Raw genomic sequence first — 17,089 nt, forward strand, 5'->3', positions numbered from 1 at the left:
ACCGGCTGACATTAGCGTGCTGCGGTAGCGGGCTGTTCCTGGAAGGCCGGGACGACGTGCTCGATGAAGAGCTCCAGCGAGCGTTTCTTCTCTTCGTGGGTCAGGCTGTTGTCGGCCCAGAAGCTGAACTCTGTGACGCCGAGGGCCTCGTAGTGGCGGAGCCGCTCGATCACCTCATCGGGCGTCCCGATCATCGCCGTCCGGTGGAAGGACTCCGGCGTGAACTCCGGGCGCTCGGCGAACTTCTCGGCAGGGCTGGGCTCGAGGAAGCCGTTCGTCGGGGTGGTTTTGTTGCCGAACCAGGCGTCAAACGTGCGGTAGAACTTCTGGATGGCCTCGGCCGGACGCCGCCAGCCCTCGGGCTCGTCCGCGGCGTGGACATGCGTGTGGCGCAGCACCATGAGGTCCGGGCGCGGGACTCCGGGGTTGTTCTCCACGGCGGTGTCGAACTTGCGCGCAAGGTCTTCGACCTCCTCGTCGCCCTTCATCAGCGGGGTCACCATCACGTTGCAGCCGTTGGCGACGGCGAACTCATGCGAGGAGATGTCGCGGGCGGCGATCCACATGGGCGGCGTCGGCTTCTGCACGGGCTTGGGAACGCTGGTCGAGGTCGGGAACTGCCAGACCTCGCCGTCGTGTGCATAGTCACCTTCCCACAGCGCCCGCACGGCCGGGACCAGCTCGCGCAGGTGCTTGCCGCCGTCGACTGCGGACATGCCGTCCATAAGCCGGTCGAACTCGAACTGGTAGGCCCCGCGTGCCAGTCCCACTTCCATTCGGCCGTTGCTGATGACATCCAGGAGTGCGGTCTCGCCGGCCACCCGGAGGGGGTTCCAGAAGGGCGCGATGATGGTTCCGGCGCCCAGCCGGATGCGTGACGTGCGCGCTGCGAGGTAGGCGAGCTGCGGCATGGGGCTGGGGGAGATGGTGTATTCCATCGAGTGGTGCTCACCAATCCAGACGGTGCTGAACCCTCCGGCTTCGGCGATCAGGGTGAGTTCCGTCAGGTTCTCGAAGCATTCGCGGTGCGAGACGGTCTCGTCCCAGCGCTCCATGTGGGCGAAGAGGGAAAAGCGCATTAGTGGCTCCTTCGTTCTGCTGCGGCGTTTGCCGGCAATTCCTGGGCGGGTGCTGCGTCCTGTGTTGAGGCGTTGCGTTCGGCGATGGTCTGGTCACCGCGGGACCAGTGTTCGTGTTCAATTTCCCGGATGATGACGGTGGTGTTTTCCGGTGCCGCGCCCACAGAGTTCTCCGCTGCACGGTGAAGCGCGCCAATGAGAGAGCGGAGCTGCTCGGGTGTCCGGCCCCGGGCGATGGAGACTTCGATAAGTGGCAAGGTGTTAGCTCCTCATGATGAAGGGGTCGGCGAGGGGGGATTCGTCGGTGTTGATCCAGACGCTCTTCACCCGTGTGTATTCGCGGATGCTCTCGATGCCGTGTTCGACGCCGACGCCGCTGGTCTTGAAGCCTTCCCGCGGTGACTGGGGGGACATGGTGCGGTAAGTGTTGACCCAGATAGTGCCGGCCTCGAGCCGGCTCGCCATCCGGTGGGCCCTGGCCAGGTTGGTGGTCCAGATGCCGGCGGCCAGCCCGTAGCTGGTGTCGTTTGCCAGTCGGAGCACCTCTTCTTCTGTTTCAAACGGCATGATTGCCGCGACGGGGCCGAAGATTTCCTCGCGGACCACACGCATGGAGTTGTCGACGTCGGTGAGGACGGTGGGTTCGAAGAAGTAGCCGCCGAGGCCGGTATTGGGCCTGCCGCCGCCCGTCAGGACGGTGGCACCTTCGGAGACGCCGAGATCGACGTAGCTGGCGACCTTGTCGCGCTGGTCCTGGAAGGCCAGGGGCCCGAGTTCGGTGGCGTCAAGGAGCGGGTCTCCGATGACGATGCTGCGGGCACGGTTGGCTACCCGCTCAAGAAGTTCGTCGTAAATGGCCTTGTGGGCGAACACGCGGCTGCCGGCGATGCAGGTCTGGCCCGCCGCGGCGAAGATGCCTGCCACCACTCCCATGGAGGCGTTGGCCACGTCGGCGTCAGCGAAGACGATGTTCGGGGATTTGCCGCCGAGTTCCAGTGTCGAGCCGATGAAGCGGGAGGCGGTGGAGGAGGCAATGCGGGCGCCGGTGGCGGTGCTGCCGGTGAACGAGATTTTGGCCAGGCGGCGGTCCTCGACGAGTGCGGCTCCGGCTTCTGCCCCGAAGCCGGTGACCACGTTGATGACGCCGGGCGGGAATCCGGCTTCTTCGGCCAGAGCGGCCAGCCGCAGGACGGTGGCAGAGGTGTATTCGGACGGTTTGATGACGATGGTGTTGCCCGTGGCGAGGGCGGGGGCGAGCTTGCTGGTGGTCAGCGTCAGTGGCGAGTTCCATGGGGTGATGGCGCCGACGACGCCGAGGGGTTCTCGGAGCGTGTAGTTCAGCATGGCGCGGCTGGAGCCCGGGATGGTGTCGCCTTGGATCTTGTCCGCCAGGCCGGCGTAGTAGTAGTAGTACTCGGGGATGGCGGCGAGCTGGGCGCGCATTTCCCGCAGGAGCTTGCCGTTGTCTTCCGATTCCATGCGGGCAAGTTCCTCGGCATGCTCGCCCACGAGGTCGCCCAGACGCCGGAGCAGGTGTCCGCGTTTGGTCTGACTGAGGTCCCTCCAGGCGGGATTCTCGAAGGCTGCCGATGCAGCAGAGACGGCCCGGGTGACGTCGGCCTCATTGCCGCGCGCGGCCCGGTACAGCACGTCCAGTGTGGCCGGGTTGGTGCTTTCAAGGTAATCCCCGTTGGACGGCGCAACCCACTCGCCGTTGATGAAGTGGTCGTAGCGGCGGTCAGTGGACATTCGAATGCTCCTTGATAAAAGCAGTGAGGGTGTTGGCGAGCTCCTGGGGGCGCTCCACAGGCATCATGTGCCGGGCCCCGCTGATGATGGAGTACGTGCAGCCGGGGATGGCTGCTGCGAGTCGGGCGCTCATATCCGGTGTTGAGCCCGGGTCCAGTTCACCCGTTACGGCATGGGACGGGACGGCGATCCGGGGGAGTTCGGGTGCCAGTTCCGCGTCCGCGGTGGCGAACACCCGGTAGCAGGCAATAAAGGATGTGGGGTCGTTGCGAAGCAGCACGTCCCTCGTCGCCTCGACCAGTTCAGTCGGCACCGGGGACCCTTCTGGGTACCAGCGGCGAATTGAAGCTTCCACGGTTGCCAGAAAGTCTGATTCAGCTGACGCCAGTCGCGTCATCACCGAGGCGCGCTCCTCCGGTGTACGGGAGCATACAGAGGCCACGGATACCAGTGAGGCAACTAGGTCCGGGCGGAAACGCGCCAAATACTGTGCAACGAGGGCACCGAGCGAGAACCCCACCAGGTGCGTGCCAGGCCGGAGGCGCTCTGAGACGTCCGCGGCGAGTTCCGCGAGCCCAACGCCCTTGGGCGCGGGCTGCTCCCGGCTTCCGTGGCCCAGGAGTTCAATGGTCTGAACGTCGAATTCGGGTTCGAGGAACCCGCGGAGGGGCCCCCACATCGACCCGTCGAGGCCGACTCCGTGAATGAGTGCGATGCGGGCGCGGCTCACGGGCAGTCGCCTACTTCGTTTCGGTGGAGAAGGCTGCGAGGCGCTGCTGGGGACGTCCCTGGGCGGCGGCGGCAAGGGCGATCACGATTTCATCGGCGTGGGGAGCGTCATTAATCCGGACCTCGATGCTCTGGTGGTGGGACCGGATGGTCGCGTCGGTGATGTGCTTGAGCGGAATATCAAACACCACACCGGCCGGTCCGCGCTTTTCCACCGCAGGCAGGAGCGTGGTGGCGTTCGCGGCGTCGCGGAAGTGATTTCCAAAGGCAAGCGTGTGGATCAGTCCGGAACCGTGCTCGATTTCACCGTTGAGGCCCACGATGGCAGCTTTGCCGTACGCTTCTGCCGGGGCGCCGAGGGCTTCTAGCACGCGGGGGGCCAGCAGGGCGCCGATGTCGGAGGCGTTGCCGTCTATTCCTGCTGAGAGGTCCTCCACGAACCCCTGGCCTGACCAAGGGTTCTTGATAATGGCCGCGACGACGGCGACCCGCGCGTTCGGAGCGACTTCCCGGCCTCCCTCAATGAGGATGTCTTCGGTGAAGGTGACGATTTTGCGGATGCTCATGAAATTAGTTCTCCTAGGGTGTCTGCTTTGACGACGGGGTCCGTGAGCCGGTCTCCGATGCGTGAGTGTGGGCGGGGGCCGGTGGATGCGCCGAGTACGATGACGATCTCGCCGGGACGGGGCGCATCACTGATCCGGGTGGCGATGGTCTGGTAGTGCGTGCGGGTTGCGGCGGCGTTCTTATGCCAGAGCGGCACCACGAGGGAGGCGCCGGCGTCGGCCCGGTCGTCGGCGAAGCAGATGATGGATTCGCCTTCGAAGTATTCCCGGACGAGGTTGCCGAAGAACGGTGTGTGGATGAGGGCTGCGCCATGTTCGATCTCGCCGTCGGTGCCGACGATTGCCGCTTTGCCGAAGGCCTCGATGGCGTCGACGCCGCCGAGTTCCTTGGCGAGTACGTCGGTCAGCCGGCGTGCCAGCACCGGCGCCAGCCGGATGACTTCCTCGTTCAGGTCATCTGTGGGCCTGCCTCCCAGCCAAGGGTTGGTGACCACTGCCGCTGCCGTGGCGCGGACCGCCGGAACGGCGGGGGAGAGGCCGTTTTCGGACAGGATCTCCTCGCTGTAATAGACAATCTTGCGAATGCCGAATCTTTGGTCGTTCAGCATCGGATCTCATCAGCCATAGAGAAGCGCATGGCTTCCTTTCGTCTTGGTTGGTTCAGCTCCGGCGGTCCGGAGCCGGGTCGGTCAGAGCCTCTCTCGATGAGGCGTGAACGTGATTCCTCATGGCGGATTCGGCCCCAAAGGGGTCTTTGTGCTCGATCATGTCCAGCACGGCGCGGTGCTCGCGGGTGGAGGCTTCGAGCCTGCCCGGGTGTTCAACCGTGCGCAGAACAAGCCGTTGGTACGCGAGCTGGTTCATAAGCCGCTCGTAGTGCTCAACAAGCTTGCGGTTATCCGAGCCGCGAACGATCGTCCAGTGAAACTCGTGCACCAGCCGCGCATAGGCTTCAGTGTCATGGGTGAGGGAAGTCATCTCGGACTCCTCAAGGTTCCGCCGCAGTATTGAGAGTTCCTGGACCTCCCCGCGACGGGCGAGCAGGGACGCTGCGAGTCCCTCCAGGGACTCCTTGAGCTGGAAGAGCTCGATGATCTCCCTGCGGCTGGGCTCCCGCACGAAGGTGCCCACCTTCGGGCGGATCTCAACCAGCCCTTCGTGCTGAAGCTGCTTGAGCGCTTCCCGGACAGGGGTCCGGCTCACCTCGAACTCCTGGGCAAGGAAAGCCTCCGGAACAACTGCGCCCGGAGGAAAGTCCCCTCCTAGGACAAGCCGACGGATCCGATCAAGAAGACCGTCACGGTCGGCCGCTTCACCCACTACTTTCAGATTCTCTTGCATACATGAAAGCGTATGTTGCATGCATCAGGAGAGTCAACAGGGTGAAGCATAATTTGTAAAAACGCCGGGATTTAGCGAGATTTACAAATCTCGCTCCATCCTATTGACCTTAGTGTGTGAGCTGGCTTACCGTCATTGGTATGCAACAGACGCTCGAACCGCTTATCACATCAGCCTGGCTCGCCGCCTGGGACAAGGGAGACCTTGATGCCCTGGACGGCCTCGTAGCTGCCGGCTACACGCGCACCAGCAAGGCGACGGGTGCAACTGTCGACCTCTCTGGCCTGAAGTCAGAGATCGCCGCCGTTCGGGAAGCCTTCCCCGACCTGTGCACTACGGTCGATGACGTCGTCGAAGGGGAGGGCACGGTCGCCGTTTTCTGGACCTCCACCGGAACCCACACGCATGAATACCTCGGCGTACCGGCCACCGGACTCACCGTCCAGACACGTGGCTCGAACATCCTGGTCCTTCAGGACGACGGCAAAATCCTGAAAGAAACCGTGACGTGGGACGGCAGCGAACTGCTTGCCGGCCTCGGAATCCGGCCGCTCCGCGGCATCGCTGCCCCGATGGTTCCGGAAGGCGGTGAACTTCCCGAGTTGGACCCGGACCTGATGAAGGCTTTCAACCGCCAGTTCATCACCGGAGTTACCGTCGTCACCACAAAAGAAGGGGATGCTCCGAAGGGGCTGGCCGCCAACTCCTACTGCTCGGTCTCCCTGGAACCGCCGCTGGTGCTGGTTTGCGTCCAAAAGACGTCCAGCACTTACCCGGCACTCTTTTCTTCAAGCCACCTGGGCATCAACATCCTGGGCACGGAGCAGCTTGGCACGGTGACGACTTTCGCTTCGAAGGCCCCGGACAAGTTCGCCGAGCTCAACTGGCACGAAGGGCCCAAGGGAAGTCCGCTGCTGGACGGTTCTGCCGCTTCCCTTGAAGCCGAAATCCAGGAACGTTTCCAAGCCAAGACCCACACGGTCTTCATTTGCAGGGTCCGCCACGCGGAAATCGGCGAGACTGCGCCGATGGCCTACAAGGCCGGGCACTTCTTCGACGGCGCCGAACTCGCCGAACTATAAACGGCCGGCGCGGCCCACCATCCTCGGACAGGAAACGAACCGCGCCGACCGAACTGCTCGTAAGCAGCGCACCAAGGTGCGCCTCCAACATTAGGACAATAATGAGCCCAGAAACCATCCGCGCTGCTGAAAGCAGCGTTTCCGAAGACCGCGGTTACCGCGACAGCCTCACCAAAATCGAGCCCTATGGCATCGAGCACATCCCCGACGTCGAACGACACGGCAAACCCCGCTCCCAGTTCTTCCTCTGGTTTGCCGCCGGCATGAACTTCCCCATCGTCGTACTGGGCTTCAGCGCCACATATTTCGGCCTTCCCTTCTGGGCCGCGGCCCTGGCGATCATCCTTGCCGGCGTGACCTCCTCGGCAGGAATGGGTTACCTGTCGGCGATGGGAGTCCGCCTCGGCGTCCCCCAGCAGATGCAGGGCCGCGGACCGCTTGGGTTCATTGGCAACCTCTTCCCGGTGGCCTACGTGAACGTCTTCGCCGGAATCGGCTGGGCAGCCGTGACCGTCATCCTCGGCGGCCAGGCCATCGCCCTGCTCACCGACATCCCCTTCTGGCTCTCATCGCTGATCCTCATGGGAATCCAGCTTGGCGTGGCCGTCATCGGCTATAACCTGATCCACTTCCTGCAACGAATCCTGTCCTATGTCCTGGTGGTCGGCTTCGTCTTCATCACCATCGTGGCAGCGGCCAACGGACGCATCGAGACTGAGTTCAACTCCGAGGCGACGGGCTTTAACGGCGTCGGAGGGTGGATCATCTTCTTCGGCTGGTTCTTCTCCTTTATCGTCGCCTGGATGCCCTTCGCCTCCGACTACTCCCGCTACCTTCCCAACACGGCCGGGAACAGGCGCGGTGCCGGCTGGGCCACCATGCTCGGAAACTTCATCACCCTTGTCTGGATGGGCATCCTCGGGACCCTCTTGGGAACGACCACCACGGCCTCCGACAGCATCGGTGCGCTGAAGGAACTTATGGGTCCGTGGGCCGCTGTTGGCCTCGGCGTCGTCGCTTTGTCCTCGTTCACGCAGAACTTCCTCAATGTCTATGGCGGTGCCATTTCGATCCAGACCATGGGCGTGCCGGTCAAGCGCCACACGGCGGTCGTCTTTATCTGCATCGCATCGTATCTTGTGGCGCAGTGGGGACAGACAGGGTTCAACGAAGGCTTCACGGCGTTCCTCAACCTGACTGCCTACTGCATCGCGCCCTACGTCGCGGTCCTGGTCTGCGACTACCTGTTCGGAGGCCGGCGGACCGAACGGGGACTGCGTGAACTTTTCGATAAGAGCCGTAAGTTCGAATGGGGGTTCGTGGCCTGGGCGGCCGGCGTAGTACTTTCCTCCCCGTTCTGGATGTCCTCGATCTACACCGGGCCCATAGCCGCTGCTTTCCCTCAAATGGGCGACCTCTCCTACTACATTGGCGCCGCCATCGCAACCGGCATATACCTCGCTACCCACCGCCGCAAGCGCCTCTCAGGACTGGAAATGCTCGACCGCAGCCCCGCAGCACAAACCCTCTAACGTCCAATAGGGCAGAGGTTGGGGAGGGTCCCACCCAGGACCCTCCCCAACCACTGCATGACGAGCAACGAGCGCGGCGAAGGACTGCATCACGGTTCGTCCGCCCCGGGCGGTGGTGGCGGTGGTCGTTGAATGGCGCGGACGGATCGCCCTCTTCAAGCGCAGCCAGTTCGTCGGACACGAGCGCGGCCTCTGGCACTGCATCACCGGATACCTCGAGCCGGGCGTACCCCCCACTGCAGGAAGCCCTGACTGAACTCGAGGAAGAGGCAGGCCTCGCTCTCCAGGATCTCGTTTCCTTCCGGGCCGGGAAGCAGTTGCTGATTTCCGACCCAGCAGGCAATCCTTGGCTGGTCCATACATACACGGCCGTCAGCAACCGCCGCAGATTAGAGATCAACCACGAGCATGCCGCTTTCCGCTGGACAATTCCGGCCAAGATAGGCCGCTTCTCCAACCGGGTTCCCTGGCTGGACACCGTCCTGCACAGCACCCTGTCAGACACCGGCCACCCGCGGATCAGTTTGCCATAGGTGCGCAACACCCAAAATGAGCTACGCATACCAAGGAGCCTGATATGGCCGAAACCGCTACTTTGACGATTGACCGAGAGAAGAGCCTGCTGGCGTCGGTGCCTACCGGCCTGCTGATTAACGGCGAGTGGCGGGACGCGTCCGACGGCGGCACTTTCGACGTGCACGATCCCTCCACCGGCGAGGTCCTCGCCACCCTCGCCTCCGCCACCAGCGAGGACGCCATCGCAGCACTTAATGCGGCTGACGCCGCCCAGGCGTCCTGGGCCCGGACCGCACCCAGGACCCGGGCCGAGATCCTCCGCCGCGCCTTTGACCTGGTCTCCGAACGGGCCGAGGACTTCGCGCTGCTGATGACCTTGGAAATGGGCAAGCCGCTTGCCGAAGCCCGCGGCGAGGTCACGTACGGGGCGGAGTTCCTGCGCTGGTTCTCCGAAGAAACCGTCCGCGACTACGGCCGCTACCTCACCACCCCCGAGGGCAAAAGCAAAATCCTCATCCAGCACAAACCCGTCGGACCCTGCCTGCTCATCACCCCCTGGAACTTTCCCCTGGCCATGGCCACCCGCAAAGTAGCCCCCGCCGTCGCAGCAGGCTGCACCATGGTCCTCAAACCCGCCAAACTCACACCCCTCACGGCCCAGTACTTCGCACAGACCATGCTCGACGCTGGCCTGCCCGCCGGCGTCCTCAACGTCGTCTCCTCCTCCTCAGCCTCAGAGATCTCCGGCCCATTGCTGAAGGACTCCCGGCTGCGCAAGGTGTCCTTCACCGGCTCCACCCCGGTGGGCAAACGCCTGATGGCCGACGCCGCGCAAAACGTGCTCCGCACCTCAATGGAGCTGGGCGGCAACGCCCCGTTCATCGTGTTCGAGGACGCCGACCTGGACGCCGCCGTCGAGGGTGCGATGGCCGCGAAGATGCGGAACATGGGCGAGGCTTGCACCGCTGCCAACCGGTTCCTCGTCCACGAATCCGTCGCCCAGGAATTCACCCGGAAGTTCGCCGCCACGATGCGTACGCTGGTCACCGGCCGCGGCATCGACCCCGCCACCCAGGTCGGACCCCTCATCGACGCTGGCGCCCGCGATGACGTGCACGCCCTGGTGCGTGCCGCCGTCGATGCTGGAGCGGTAGCCGTCACCGGCGGCGCCCCAGTGGACGGACCCGGCTACTTCTATCAGCCCACCGTCCTGGCGAGCGTGCCCAACAATGCGGCGATCCTTGGCCAGGAGATCTTCGGGCCCGTTGCCCCCGTCACCACCTTCGCCACAGAAGCAGACGCCATCAAACTTGCCAACGCCTCCGAGTACGGGCTGGCGTCCTACCTCTACAGCAGTGACTTCAACCGGCTCCTCCGTGTGGCAGAACAGATCGAATTCGGTATGGTCGGTTTCAATGCCGGTATTATCTCCAATGCCGCAGCGCCCTTCGGCGGCGTCAAACAATCAGGCCTGGGACGAGAAGGCGGATCAGAGGGCATCGCCGAGTACACCACAACGCAATACATCGGCATCGCCAACCCTTACGCCGCCCAGGAAGGCAGAAATTCGTGAATAGCCCCAACCCTGAAGCCTCAACCAGCGGAGCGAAGGGCCAGCTGGTCGTAATCGACATGCAGCGGGCCTTCCGTGAAGCGGGAGACTGGCACATCCCGCGGTACGACGAAGCGGCCCGAACCATCGCACGCCTCACAAGCGCAGGATTTCAACCGATAACCACACGATTTGTTCCAGACCCGGCGGAACTGGGTTCGTGGTCCTCCTATTACGACCGCTGGCCAAGCATGCGCCGGGATCCTCTGGATCAGATTTGGGATCTCATGCTTCCAAGTGTCGACGCCCCCAATTCCATTGACCTTCCGACGTTCACTAAGTGGGGCGAGGCGATGGCTGATCGAATCCCCGTCGGCGAAGAACTCATCCTGACAGGTGTGGCAACCGACTGCTGCGTCCTCGCCACCGCTCTTGGCGCCGCGGACGCAGGCCGGTATGTAACTGTTGTCGAGGACGCCTGCGCAGGCCAGAGCGACGCTGCACAGGATCAGGCGCTCAACCTCTTGCGGTTGCTGTCGCCAATGATCAACGTCGTCAAAAGCGAAACCTTGCTTTAGCCTCTCCCATGGAAGGGACCGAGGCTGTCTACTCAAAGGCCCCTTGGCCTCTGGCTCACGGGACACAGTCGAGATTCACCGTCATGGTCCCCTTGTGCGCGTTGGAGGAAGTGGACGACCCTTCTCCCCGTCCCGACGCATTTGCCTAGAACAGGACGGATCGAGGTGCGGAGGGTCTTCGATCGGCTCTCGCCAACCTCTCACGGACGCCTCAAACACGTCACGACCACTTTAGGAAAATTGTGCAGACCCCAAACGCCATCGATGTACACGTAAGCAGTCCGCAAAATCTGGAAGAGCAACTCGAAGCCGCGGTCAAGGAACTTCAGCAAGCGGCAATCTTAATTCGTAGGTGCGGAATCTTGGTTACCCGCAACAAACCTGGAAGATACACCGTCGCCCTCTCGGACCAGGTTCCATTCGGAATGACACGAGAACTCGTTGAGTGACAGTTCTTCGCCCTCGTCAGAATGACTTGCTGGCCGACTGTCTGACCTCTTCGCACGGCCAGACCTAGCATTTCCTGAATGCACTCCCGCCCATCTTGGAACGCCGATAACCGGCCATATGTTCGGCGGCCACTTGAGGGGATGTTTCAGTGCCGTCAGGATTGAATCCGAGACGTCAGGTTGGGGTGTGAAGGCCATATCTGAGCCGAAGACGGGTGGTTTTGCCCGAGGACGCCGGTATGGGGGCGACCCCGACAAGCGTCGTGGAGCATCCGGAACTTGTGGCAGACCGGATTGAACGCTTCGCCAAGCTCGTGGGGCGTGGGGCGTGGGGCCGGTGACCAAGATGCTCAGGGCGCGGTCAACGACGTCGGACAGTTGCGACGGCGGCACCACTGAGTCGATGAGCCCCTTGTCGAAGAGGTGCTCGGCAACCTGGACATTCTTCGGGAACGGGGTGCCGTTGATGGCCTCGTAGACGCGGGGGCCGAGGAAGCTCAGCAGCGCGCCGGGACCTGCGACCGTGATGTGGGCTAGCGATCCCCACGATGCCATGACTCCGCCGGTGGTGGGGTGCCGCAGGTAGACGAGCTAGGGCAGTTCGGCCTGGCGGTGGGCGCGCACGGCCGCACTAATTTTTCACCATTGACAGGAAGGCGATGGTTCCTGCCTGCAGGCGTGATCCTCCCGATGCCAGGCCGGCCAGGTGCGGCAAGTCCTCCCGGGTTTGCCCATTCGACGGCGGTTACGATCCGTTCGGCAGCGGCGAGGCCGATGGAACCGCCGAGGAAGCGGAATTCGCTGACAATGACAGCCACCGGGCGGCCGCGGATGCGGCCTTCGCCGGAGAGAACCGATTCGCCCACACCGGCCTTTGCCCGGGCGGCCGCGAGTTCCTGATGGGGCCCGGATCGGGGTCCACAACGCTTAGATGTCCCGAGGTGCTGTACCTGGTTGGGGGATTCACGCGTGGGGAGTGGGCTGGTAGGCGATGAACTTCCAGGAGCCGGCTTCATTTACCCAAACGGCAAGGGCATTGCACTTCATGGACTTGGGGGATCCATGGACTGAAAGGTCGGCGTTGACCTGGGTAAAGACGAGCGCGGTGTTACCGATGACGGCAATCTGTTCCGTCTTACGGTCTATTCGGAAGTATTGAAGGGCCCCGGTACGGAGCTTGCAAATGTACGAATCTAGGGAGTCTCTATCGCCGCGGGTGTGGGTGTAGACCAGCCTGGGGTCGCATAGCCCCTCGAAGGTTTCCAGATCACCCGTGAGAACCGCGTGGTAGCGCTGGTCCTCGAGCCGCTGAATGTGTACGTCTAGGCTAGCGCTTTCATGGGTCATGGGTTTGTCCTTGAGATGTCGAAGAGGTTGATGTTGTGTTTTCCCTCTCGGGTGGGAGAACGATGTCTTGCGGCGGTAACTAGCCAACGTGTTCTACGTGGCGGTCGAAACGCAGGCCAGCATGACACTGCTTGTGCGGCGGACCCAACAAGGTTCCAGTATCTTGCTGCCCTGCCTCTTCGGTAAGGCGGAATGCAATTGGTCCAAGTGAAACTTTGCGTGGGGAGTCAAGGACTCGTTCATCCATTACGTCCGAGACATTCCCTGACGGTCTTATCTATCCTTGGACGGGCTCCCTCCTGAGCCCCTACTTTCGGACAACCGCTGCCGCCGCGCTGGGTCAATTCTGGTTCTTGGATGAAGGTCTTTTCCGCCCCTTGTAGGGGCACCGCGCTGCTTGGGCAGGGCGATGCCTTCCCCTTTCGTTCCTTGATGAGCGAGCGTTCAAATTCGGCGAAGGCACCCTTGATGTAGATCACATGGGTTGGCCTGGGGAAGCCAGCAGGTGAAGAGGCTCTTTTGACTCGTGGTGAACTCACGCTGAGTACATCGAATCGGTTGCGGCCAAGATCGAACGAGCCATCGTCGTGGACGGCATCATGACGTGCAGGTAACCGTTGCTCCAACGAAGCAAGTGACCATTTCGCACCTGTAATGGAGTCCGATCCAGGGTGACGCGATCACCTCATAGTCGGGGGAGCGTTCAAGTGCTTCTTCTTTTCTGGTGTCACCCGATGCCTCAATCATTGTCTTTGCCTTCCTTGGGGGGAAGCGTTAAAATTTGTGCCTCCCCTCAGTCAACGTTGTGATTGCCGGTAGCACTGAAACGACGTGCTAGATCTCGGACAGGGTGCTCACCGCGCAGACTGCACCTTCCGCGCTGCGGGCCTCGGCACCGTATTCCAGACCATCCGGCCCCGGGACGATGGAGAATGTCTGAGGCTTAGTCATCGGGGAGGCAAGCCGGTAACCGAAGGTCTTCCCAACCAGGTCGATCCCTTCGCGGCGCATATGTTCACCCATCATCAGGGCCAGAAGAGGCCCGTGGATGACCAAACCGTCGTAGCCCTCATTCAGGCACCAGTCACGGTCATAGTGAATCCTGTGTGCGTTGTACGTCAAAGCGGAGAACCGGAACAAAAGTCTTTCGTCGACTGCTTGCCTCAACACGGGTCCAGCGGGCGGGGCCGGCGGGGTCGGGGGGTGGGGAAGGGAGCCGGTATCTGAAGCGCGGTAGACGATGTCCTGTTCTTCACGAATGAGGAGCTCGTCGGCTTGGAAGATGTCATGGCGAACGGTTGTGAACGTCAACGGTCCGGTCCGGCCGACCTTATCGACTGACTTGGCTACGGAAATTTCTTTTCTCGCTCGCGCACCGATCTTGAGCTGCCCGAAGGTCGAGACCCGGCCACCGGCAAACATTCTGCGCCGGTCAGGTCCTGGAGGTGCTGGAATGCCGACTGTGGGGTGGCCGTCCGGTCCGAGCTCACTCGCACGGCTGCGCTCCAGAAGGTAGAGCCAATGCCAAAGTGGAGGGACCGTCGCGCCGTCGCCGAAGGGTATGTCGATGTTTATGGCTGCAGCGAGGGATTCCACCGGTTCCGCTGCGATGTACTCCGTGCGTTCGATGTGGCCTGTCGAGGTATTTGGTGTCATGTTAGGTCTCTATCTTGGTCGCGTAGGCGGTAGCGCTGAGTGCCGCGATGAGGTTGTCGATGGAGGGTGAGGAATCAAGATTTTCCACTGCGTCGATGAGCTTCACGGTCGCTTCTTCGCCGTAGGGGCGGAGGAGGGCACGTGCCTTGGCAACGACCTCGGCGTGTGTCATGGGGTTCTTTTCGGAGCCCTTGGCGTCCGTCGGATTTCCCGCCAGGAGAGTGATTATTTCGCCGTTTATCAGCTCGAACTCAAGGCGGGGGCCGTCCTCGAGCTGGATTGATTCGTCGAGTACCATCGAGATTTTGCCGAAGATCTCCTGGACCCGGGGCTCTGTGATGCGGGGAGGGTCGAATTGCTCCAGCCCGACGGAACGGTTCTCCAGCGCCACGCTGATGGCGTAGGGCAGGCTGAACTGAGCATCGAACACCGTCTCAATGGGGTCGACGCTGAGCATGTTGATCGCTGTCTCTCCGGCGGTCACGGTGATGGAGCGGATGTTGGAGGGCCGCAGATCACGTTCAGCGATCAGTTTCATCACTGCATCAACCGTTGAGTGGCTGCCTCTGCAACATGCGTAGGGCTTCAAATAGGACGTGGAGACATTGAACGTCTCGCCAAGACCGGCAAGGACTCGCTCGGGGAAGCCTTTGCCGTCCCCGTAGGTCGCATAGATTCCGCCCCATGGTGCCTCGAAGATCCGATGGGGGCCGGTGACACCAGCCCTGGCGAGAAGGGCAGCGTCAATTCCTGATTCTCCGGCCTTGCCCGGGTGGACACGCTTGGTCCAGGCGCCATCCTCGATGAAGGCCCAGACTCCTCCCGTGAACGATCCGGCGATGCCAAGGGCATCGGCAAAGGTGGTCGTGTCAAGCTGAAAGATCTTGGCGCAGGCGGCGGCCGCGGCGAAGGTGCCGAAGGTACCGGTGGAATGCCACCCGCGGTCGGTGTGGGCAGCGAAACCGCCGATGCCCTGCAAGAGCCGATAGCTGATGTCGTATCCGGCGCATGCGGCAACAATCAGTTCCTTGCCGCTGGAGCCGCTGAGTTCTGCGGCAGCGATCGCGGCCGGCAGGGTCGCCGAGCCTGCATGTCCCGGCCCGCCGCCGTCGTCGAAGTCACGGGCATGGGCCGAGGTTCCGTTGGCGAGTGCTGCGTGTGCGGGGTTCAGGCGTTCGGACGTTCCCCAGACGAGACTTGGGCCGCCATTCGAGATGCCGGTGAGGGCTTTACGGACGCGGCGTGACTCCTCTGAGGGGATGCCGGCCATAGCGACGGCGAGTGTGTCGAGGATGTGGTCTTTGATCCCGGACACCACCTCGGGTGGGAGGTTATCGTAGCTGATCTTGGACCAGTATTCGGCGAGCTGTTCGGTGAGGGACCGCTGCCGTTCAGGTGTGAGTGACATGGAGTGCCTTAGCGTCGGGGGCCCAGGTCGACGGTGAGTTGATTAATCGTCCACCGCCCGGCGGTCTGGCTTATGGCGGATTCGGAGTCGATTGCGCGGGCCTGAGGGTAGTGGCGGACGAGGTGCCCGACTACTTCTTCGATCTCCACCTTGGCGAGTCCTTGTCCAAGGCAGTTGTGTGGGCCCGTACTAAACGTGAGCGGCTGGTTCCGCTCGCGGCCGAGGATGAATTCACCGGGGTTCTCGAATCTCTCCGGGTCGCGGTTGGCGGACCATACGGCTACATGTACGTCAGTCCCAGCGGGGATGGTGATGCCGCCGACCTCGATGTCTTCCATGGCAATCTTGCTCACAACACCGGTTCGCGGATAAAGACGAAGCGCTTCAATGACTGCGGATGGGATCCAGCTGGGGTCGGCGAGGATTTGTTCCCAGACTTCTCTGTTGCGCAGCAAATTCCACACCACCAGCCCGATCTGGTGACCCGTGTTTACCGAACTCGCTTCGAGCATCGAGGTGGCTTCGTCGAAGAGTTCCTGCTCGGTGAGCTTGCCGTTGTCCGCGAGCGTCATCAGGTGGGAGAGCATGTCGTCGCCGAGACCCTGGGCGCGCTTGCGTTCCATCAGATCCCTCAGATATTCGAATAGTTCGTCGTAGGCGGCCAGGATGTCGGGTTTCAGGCTGGGATCCCTGGCCAGCAGGGCCAGCGTTCGCTCGGAAAGTTCCTGCACTTTGGGGGCGTCGGTTCGCGGAGCACCGGCGAGATGACAGTAGACCAGCGACGGGATGCGGCGATCTACGCCGGCGTGGAAGTCCACTGGCTTCGTGTCATCGAGTTCGCCAACTATGCGGGTCACAATATCAGTGAGCATTTCCCGGGTGTTCTGCACGGTCGCCGGACCCATGAAACGAGCAAGCGGGGTGCGCAGGCGCAACTGTTGCGCTCCGTCCTGCATGATGATGCTTCGAGCTCGAAAACCATGCACGGCACCATCGTTGATGCCGAACTCTTCCATCAGTTTTAGCGCAGAGTTCGCGAACCGTGGATTGCGCAGAACAGCGGTGGCCAGTTGATAGGACAGGACCGCGTAACCTTCGGGACCGGAGGCGATACCTCCGCCTGGAAGCGCCCCGCCGGGGTGATCAGTCGCGTTTGCGGCGAACAGTTCGAATGTAGGCACTGTGTTCATCATGATCGCGAGATCGCTCCCATCGGGCAGCAGAGGATGACTTCTTCGAGATCATCCCCACGCTCCTCCTCGACCTCGAAACGCAGCTGTTCGAGCGTGCCGTCCTGGTCGATCCGGAACACGTCGGGCATCAAGGCAGCGCAGGTGCCATTGGCATCGCAACGTTGCAGGTCCACTTTGACTTTGATCATGGGAAAGGCGCCCTTCGTCAGGATTATCAGGCCGAAAGCCGCCCCTGTGAAAAAGGGACCCTATCGGCCATGTCGTTCATGATCTACCTTGCGGGCGCATGAGACATTTCACAAATACCAAAAT

The 17,089-nt window shown here is 62.3% G+C and carries 17 protein-coding genes; 4 read left to right on the forward strand and 13 right to left on the reverse strand.

Annotated features, from left to right (window positions below; genetic code table 11):
- Positions 1 to 11 precede the first annotated feature (11 nt).
- From J2X42_RS12290 to J2X42_RS12320, 7 genes are read right to left on the reverse strand one after another with little or no spacing between them, the layout of a single operon-like run.
- The gene (locus tag J2X42_RS12290) at positions 12 to 1,079 is read right to left on the reverse strand and encodes an LLM class flavin-dependent oxidoreductase (protein ID WP_310165490.1); all 1,068 of its coding nucleotides are present in this window, start codon (positions 1,077 to 1,079) and stop codon (positions 12 to 14) included.
- Positions 1,079 to 1,336, reverse strand: a complete 258-nt coding sequence (locus J2X42_RS12295) for a tautomerase family protein (protein ID WP_310165492.1) — start codon at positions 1,334 to 1,336, stop codon at positions 1,079 to 1,081. The genes J2X42_RS12290 and J2X42_RS12295 overlap by 1 nt, the downstream gene beginning before the upstream one ends.
- Positions 1,337 to 1,340: 4 nt before the next feature.
- Entirely contained in the window at positions 1,341 to 2,828 is a 1,488-nt protein-coding gene (locus J2X42_RS12300) for an aldehyde dehydrogenase (RefSeq protein ID WP_310165494.1), read from the reverse strand.
- Positions 2,818 to 3,558, reverse strand: a complete 741-nt coding sequence (locus tag J2X42_RS12305) for an alpha/beta fold hydrolase (RefSeq protein ID WP_310165496.1) — start codon at positions 3,556 to 3,558, stop codon at positions 2,818 to 2,820. Before J2X42_RS12305 ends, J2X42_RS12300 begins: the two co-directional genes overlap by 11 nt.
- Before the next feature lie 10 nt (positions 3,559 to 3,568).
- Positions 3,569 to 4,123: an amino acid synthesis family protein gene (locus J2X42_RS12310; RefSeq protein WP_310165498.1), complete on the reverse strand. Its 555-nt coding sequence runs from the start codon at positions 4,121 to 4,123 to the stop codon at positions 3,569 to 3,571.
- A complete protein-coding gene (locus tag J2X42_RS12315; RefSeq protein ID WP_310165499.1) occupies positions 4,120 to 4,731 on the reverse strand; it encodes an amino acid synthesis family protein in 612 nt (203 codons plus the stop codon). Before J2X42_RS12315 ends, J2X42_RS12310 begins: the two co-directional genes overlap by 4 nt.
- Positions 4,732 to 4,783: 52 nt before the next feature.
- Positions 4,784 to 5,485 carry a GntR family transcriptional regulator gene (locus J2X42_RS12320; protein WP_396134068.1) on the reverse strand — a complete coding sequence of 234 codons (702 nt, stop codon included), beginning with the start codon at positions 5,483 to 5,485 and terminating at the stop codon, positions 4,784 to 4,786.
- A gap of 119 nt (positions 5,486 to 5,604) precedes the next feature.
- On the opposite strand from J2X42_RS12320, the gene J2X42_RS12325 reads away from it, so the two are divergent.
- The 4 genes from J2X42_RS12325 (at position 5,605) to J2X42_RS12340 (ending at position 10,724) form a co-directional block, all read left to right on the forward strand.
- Entirely contained in the window at positions 5,605 to 6,546 is a 942-nt protein-coding gene (locus tag J2X42_RS12325; RefSeq protein ID WP_310165503.1) for a flavin reductase, read from the forward strand.
- Positions 6,547 to 6,647: 101 nt separating this feature from the next.
- A complete protein-coding gene (locus tag J2X42_RS12330) occupies positions 6,648 to 8,078 on the forward strand; it encodes a cytosine permease (protein WP_310165505.1) in 1,431 nt (476 codons plus the stop codon).
- Positions 8,079 to 8,655: 577 nt separating this feature from the next.
- Positions 8,656 to 10,167, forward strand: coding sequence for an NAD-dependent succinate-semialdehyde dehydrogenase (locus J2X42_RS12335; protein ID WP_310165507.1), 1,512 nt, complete (start codon positions 8,656 to 8,658; stop codon positions 10,165 to 10,167).
- Positions 10,164 to 10,724 (forward strand): isochorismatase family cysteine hydrolase, encoded by a 561-nt coding sequence (locus J2X42_RS12340; RefSeq protein ID WP_310165509.1) that lies wholly within the window; start codon positions 10,164 to 10,166, stop codon positions 10,722 to 10,724. Before J2X42_RS12335 ends, J2X42_RS12340 begins: the two co-directional genes overlap by 4 nt.
- 982 nt (positions 10,725 to 11,706) lie before the next feature.
- Here J2X42_RS12340 and J2X42_RS12345 read toward each other — a convergent pair.
- The 6 genes from J2X42_RS12345 to J2X42_RS12370 form a co-directional block, all read right to left on the reverse strand.
- Positions 11,707 to 12,189, reverse strand: coding sequence for a carboxyl transferase domain-containing protein (locus J2X42_RS12345; protein ID WP_396134069.1), 483 nt, complete (start codon positions 12,187 to 12,189; stop codon positions 11,707 to 11,709).
- The gene (locus J2X42_RS12350) at positions 12,137 to 12,520 is read right to left on the reverse strand and encodes a nuclear transport factor 2 family protein (protein ID WP_310165510.1); all 384 of its coding nucleotides are present in this window, start codon (positions 12,518 to 12,520) and stop codon (positions 12,137 to 12,139) included. The genes J2X42_RS12345 and J2X42_RS12350 overlap by 53 nt, the downstream gene beginning before the upstream one ends.
- Positions 12,521 to 13,354: 834 nt before the next feature.
- The gene (locus tag J2X42_RS12355; RefSeq protein WP_310165512.1) at positions 13,355 to 14,176 is read right to left on the reverse strand and encodes a mesaconyl-C4 CoA hydratase; all 822 of its coding nucleotides are present in this window, start codon (positions 14,174 to 14,176) and stop codon (positions 13,355 to 13,357) included.
- A 1-nt stretch (position 14,177) separates the two neighbouring features.
- Positions 14,178 to 15,584 carry an MmgE/PrpD family protein gene (locus J2X42_RS12360; protein ID WP_310165513.1) on the reverse strand — a complete coding sequence of 469 codons (1,407 nt, stop codon included), beginning with the start codon at positions 15,582 to 15,584 and terminating at the stop codon, positions 14,178 to 14,180.
- An 8-nt stretch (positions 15,585 to 15,592) separates the two neighbouring features.
- Positions 15,593 to 16,777: a cytochrome P450 gene (locus J2X42_RS12365; protein ID WP_310165515.1), complete on the reverse strand. Its 1,185-nt coding sequence runs from the start codon at positions 16,775 to 16,777 to the stop codon at positions 15,593 to 15,595.
- A complete protein-coding gene (locus tag J2X42_RS12370; protein ID WP_310165517.1) occupies positions 16,774 to 16,965 on the reverse strand; it encodes a ferredoxin in 192 nt (63 codons plus the stop codon). Before J2X42_RS12370 ends, J2X42_RS12365 begins: the two co-directional genes overlap by 4 nt.
- Positions 16,966 to 17,089 lie beyond the last annotated feature (124 nt).

Source organism: Arthrobacter sp. BE255 (genome assembly GCF_031457335.1).
In the GTDB taxonomy this organism is placed as follows: Bacteria; Actinomycetota; Actinomycetes; order Actinomycetales; family Micrococcaceae; genus Arthrobacter.

Excerpts from the sequence above, each read along its gene's own strand:
- J2X42_RS12290 (WP_310165490.1), bottom strand. The coding sequence starts at position 1,079 with ATGCGCTTTTCCCTCTTCGCCCACATGGAGCGCTGGGACGAGACCGTC.
- J2X42_RS12300 (WP_310165494.1), bottom strand. The coding sequence starts at position 2,828 with ATGTCCACTGACCGCCGCTACGACCACTTCATCAACGGCGAGTGGGTT.
- J2X42_RS12310 (WP_310165498.1), bottom strand. The coding sequence starts at position 4,123 with ATGAGCATCCGCAAAATCGTCACCTTCACCGAAGACATCCTCATTGAG.
- J2X42_RS12315 (WP_310165499.1), bottom strand. The coding sequence starts at position 4,731 with ATGCTGAACGACCAAAGATTCGGCATTCGCAAGATTGTCTATTACAGC.
- J2X42_RS12320 (WP_396134068.1), bottom strand. The coding sequence starts at position 5,485 with ATGCAACATACGCTTTCATGTATGCAAGAGAATCTGAAAGTAGTGGGT.
- J2X42_RS12325 (WP_310165503.1), top strand. The coding sequence starts at position 5,605 with ATGCAACAGACGCTCGAACCGCTTATCACATCAGCCTGGCTCGCCGCC.
- J2X42_RS12330 (WP_310165505.1), top strand. The coding sequence starts at position 6,648 with ATGAGCCCAGAAACCATCCGCGCTGCTGAAAGCAGCGTTTCCGAAGAC.
- J2X42_RS12335 (WP_310165507.1), top strand. The coding sequence starts at position 8,656 with ATGGCCGAAACCGCTACTTTGACGATTGACCGAGAGAAGAGCCTGCTG.
- J2X42_RS12345 (WP_396134069.1), bottom strand. The coding sequence starts at position 12,189 with ATGAAGCCGGCTCCTGGAAGTTCATCGCCTACCAGCCCACTCCCCACG.
- J2X42_RS12350 (WP_310165510.1), bottom strand. The coding sequence starts at position 12,520 with ATGACCCATGAAAGCGCTAGCCTAGACGTACACATTCAGCGGCTCGAG.
- J2X42_RS12355 (WP_310165512.1), bottom strand. The coding sequence starts at position 14,176 with ATGACACCAAATACCTCGACAGGCCACATCGAACGCACGGAGTACATC.
- J2X42_RS12360 (WP_310165513.1), bottom strand. The coding sequence starts at position 15,584 with ATGTCACTCACACCTGAACGGCAGCGGTCCCTCACCGAACAGCTCGCC.
- J2X42_RS12365 (WP_310165515.1), bottom strand. The coding sequence starts at position 16,777 with ATGATGAACACAGTGCCTACATTCGAACTGTTCGCCGCAAACGCGACT.
- J2X42_RS12370 (WP_310165517.1), bottom strand. The coding sequence starts at position 16,965 with ATGATCAAAGTCAAAGTGGACCTGCAACGTTGCGATGCCAATGGCACC.